We start from the raw sequence: 3,731 nt of genomic DNA on the forward strand, positions 1-3,731 counted from the left end.
ATAAAAAAGTCAAATAGGAATACTGACACCATGAGCTTAGTCGGCTCATTATTACCGGTTAAAAAACCATTCATGAAGGCTATAAAAGCAAATAAGAATACAATGCCAGCTGCCGCTCTAACTTCGCGCTCATTGAACATAGGTGTGTCATAGCCCGCTACTTTTTCACCAAACTCCATCATATTTTTTTATATTTTTAAATAATGGATATCATCATACACCAAGCTAGACCACTTGTCCTGCAGCCCAGCCTGACGACCAAGCCCACTGAAAGTTATAGCCGCCTAGCCAACCGGTAACATCGACCGTCTCACCAATAAAGTATAAACCAGGCTGTTTATTTGACTCCATGGTTTTAGAGGACAGTTCATTAGTGTCTACACCTCCTGTACAAACCTCTGCAGTACGCATACCCTCGGTGCCACTTGGTGTTAACGTCCAATTGTTCAGTGTATATCCAAATTGTTTTAAATCTGCTTGATTGATTTCACCCAAGGTCTTTTCAGACAAGTCTAGCGATATTAATACTGCCGCAAACCGCTGTGCTAAACGTTTGGAAAAATACTCGTTGAGAATGTTTTTCAGTACTGTTGTACCTCTATCTTGCTGTGCCGATAACAACACTTCTACTGCATTAATTCCAGGTAGTAGGTCTATGGTCAGCGTATCGTTTTTATTCCAATATGAAGATATCTGTAAAGCAACCGGACCACTAATGCCGCGATGAGTAATAAGCGCCATTTCTTTAAAGCTTTGGCCGTTACAATTCATGACTACTTCTAAGGATAGTCCTGATAGATCCTTAAAATATTTATCGATATCATTTTGTGAAAAAGTAAAAGGCACTAATGCTGGTTTAAAGCCGACGGATTTAAGCCCAAATTGTTTGGCAATTTGCAGGCCAAAATCACTGGCACCCATTTTTGGAATACTAGGGCCGCCCGTGGCAATGACGAGTGATTTCGCTTGAAAATCCCCTTGGTTTGTTTGCACAACATAGTCTGATTCAAGCGCAACTTGGCTGATATCACAGGCCAATACTATCTCAACTTGCTGACATTCATCTAATAGCATTCTAAGCACAGCACCCGATTTTTGATCGCAAAATAATTGCCCCAAGGTTTTTTCTGTCCAACGCAAATGATGGCTTTCCAATAGAGCGATAAAATCCCATTGTGTGTAGCGCGATAAAGCGGATTTGCAAAAATGAGGGTTGTTTGAAATGTAGGCTTCGGACTCAATAAAGAGATTAGTAAAATTACATTTTCCGCCACCAGAAATAAGAATTTTTTTGCCGGCTTTAACAGCCTTATCAAGCACGAGAACTTTACGCCCACGCTTAGATGCTTGAGCGGCGCACATCAACCCTGCAGCGCCAGCGCCCACAATAATCACATCATATTTTTGCAAATTAGCTTCCATAGAGGCAAAACCTCCCAAACTTACCACCAATCAGACGGTGTGGTTGATCTAGCACATTAATAGTGTTTAGCCCCTGTGAGGAATTGCCTCGTACTGCAGCGCCAGCGCTCACAACAATCACGTCATATTGTGTCACAGTAGTGTTTTGATAGTTTTTACAATAGCTGGCGAATCCCACTCGAGTGCACCGCGATAAGAATAACGAATAATGCCATCTTTATCCAGTAGAAAATTAGATGGATAAGCGTACACACCCCAATCTTGTACAGCCACTCCTTTATCGTCTAACAAGATCGGTAAATCAAATTTTATGCGTTTTTTAAATTCGCTAATCTCGCGTGCTGACTCACCAACATTGACGGTAATAATTTTAAAATTAGAGGGTTTTAGCTGTTCGCCAAGTCTAACCAAAGAAGGGATTTCTTTAATACAAGGCTTGCACCAACTGGCCCAAAAATTAAGCAAAATAACTTGACCTTGATAATCATTCAGATTAATTTTTTGACCCTTTAGGTCTTTTAATTGCAACGCAATGTGAGACTTGCCTTTATAAGGCTTAAGGGTTGTTTCGTTAACAGTATGTTTACGTTTGGCAGATGTGTGTGCTGATAGCGCTATTGGCGCTATTGACTTAACGCCTGAAAGTAAGTTAGAAGCTTGCAGGTAGGTGTTGCCCAGATCCGCCTTGACCTTTAAATCAGTTTGGGTTAAATCTTCTTCATTGCGCATATGAAAACCACCACGCACGCCTTTTAATCGATGAACAAACACCGAACTACCGCCTAATTCAAGGGTCTGCAAAATTTCCTTGGCGCGGAAATATTTAGTGCTGTATTGTGGCAAGATCATATAAACGGGCAAATTACTCACCTTAGCAACTTCAACATAATCTGCTGTGTCGCCTAATTCAGGCTTACCTTTGATCAGATGCGGAGAATGAAAAATATGACCCTTTAAATAAGTATTGCCAGGGTATTGAGACTGCCATTGATGGGCCGCCTTTAAAGCAAGTTGAGCGCCTCTGCCTGAGGTAACAAAAAATAATCGCTTAAAGCCTTTATCTTGCGTTAGGCTGATTAATTCTATCAAATCGTCGACGCTAAATTTGTTGATACTACTGCGATGCTTAGGCACCATATAGCTGGTGTGCAAGTCGAGCACCCAAACATCGCTCCCTTCAAAAGCCAATTGTTGTGCAGTAGGAATATGGCCTTTGCCAAATCCTCGCTCTGATGGAAGGTAAAGATACAAAGTATCACCCTCAGCGTTAAAGGTATCTATCATCATTACCTCGCCGGAGCTCAACTCAATTTCTATTTTATCGTCAGCAATAAGCGTTGAAGATAAAAATAGAATGGTGATTAATAGCCACTTCATAAATGGTTATACATATCTAAAATATAATACAAGATAACGCCTTCAGATGAACGAGAAGGGCCTAGAACTTTAGCCGCATACAGATGGCTACTAGGGTCTGATTTTTCTACTGCTTGCTCAAGATTTTCAACAATTTCGACATTATTAGCAGGTACGCGTTCGCGCTTAACACGGGGAATGCGCACCACCGCATATTGCTCAGTAACTACCTTAATACTTGGGTGTGGATCTAGTGAATAACCCCTCATAAGTCCTCAGCAATAATCTTTGATCCGCACACTTGATTTGCAGGTACTGCAACATGGATTTTGGCTGGTAGAGATAATTCCATCGCATTCACGCGACGCACGAATTCTGCTCGTTCAACCCCATCGCCAATCATTTCATTCAAGGCTTTTTCTTCCCAAATTGAGCTAACTGTCCGTCCACCATAATCATGAGCTGGGTAGACATAAGTTTCATCTGGTAATAAAAATAATTTGGAAATGGAGTCAAATAGTTTTTCTGCTGAACCACCCTGGAAATCACAACGACCACAACTTCTAATCAATAGCGCATCGCCAGTAAAAACTTTATCTTCTACAATATACGACATACAGCCATCAGTATGGCCTGGGGTTGATAGGGCGTTAATTTGGTATTCACCAAATTTTAGACTCTCGCCATCCTTGATTAAAATATCAGCGCAAGCAACAGGATTGGCTTCACCCAAAACAATTTCAGCCTCTGTAAACTTTTGTTTAAGCGGACATGAGCTGGTAATATGATCCGCATGAACATGGGTTTCGACAATATATTTTAGCTTTAATCCTAGCTCTTCAATCAGGCCAATATCTCTTTGTTTGGTTTCACTTACTGCATCAATGATCACCGCTTCTTTGGTTTTGGAATCGGCCAATAGGTAAGTATAGGTTGAGCTTTCTTTTTCAAAC

The 3,731-nt window shown here is 41.0% G+C and carries 4 protein-coding genes and 1 pseudogene; all 5 read right to left on the reverse strand.

Going from position 1 to position 3,731, the window contains the following annotated elements; translation table 11 throughout:
* Window positions 1-182, reverse strand: a pseudogene (locus P8M52_RS01370) (DUF4395 domain-containing protein); the annotation flags it as partial.
* Between the two features lie 43 nt (window positions 183-225).
* Window positions 226-1,422: an NAD(P)/FAD-dependent oxidoreductase gene (locus P8M52_RS01375; RefSeq protein ID WP_300306257.1), complete on the reverse strand. Its 1,197-nt coding sequence runs from the start codon at window positions 1,420-1,422 to the stop codon at window positions 226-228.
* Window positions 1,423-1,554: 132 nt separating this feature from the next.
* Window positions 1,555-2,799 (reverse strand): TlpA disulfide reductase family protein, encoded by a 1,245-nt coding sequence (locus P8M52_RS01380; RefSeq protein WP_300306260.1) that lies wholly within the window; start codon window positions 2,797-2,799, stop codon window positions 1,555-1,557.
* Window positions 2,796-3,047 carry a hypothetical protein gene (locus P8M52_RS01385; protein WP_300306263.1) on the reverse strand — a complete coding sequence of 84 codons (252 nt, stop codon included), beginning with the start codon at window positions 3,045-3,047 and terminating at the stop codon, window positions 2,796-2,798. The genes P8M52_RS01380 and P8M52_RS01385 overlap by 4 nt, the downstream gene beginning before the upstream one ends.
* Window positions 3,044-3,731 (reverse strand): MBL fold metallo-hydrolase (locus tag P8M52_RS01390; RefSeq protein ID WP_300306266.1); only part of this gene is annotated, 688 nt, incomplete at its 5' end. The genes P8M52_RS01390 and P8M52_RS01385, both read right to left, overlap by 4 nt.

The organism is Candidatus Thioglobus sp., assembly GCF_029243085.1.
GTDB lineage: Bacteria > Pseudomonadota > Gammaproteobacteria > PS1 > Pseudothioglobaceae > Thioglobus_A.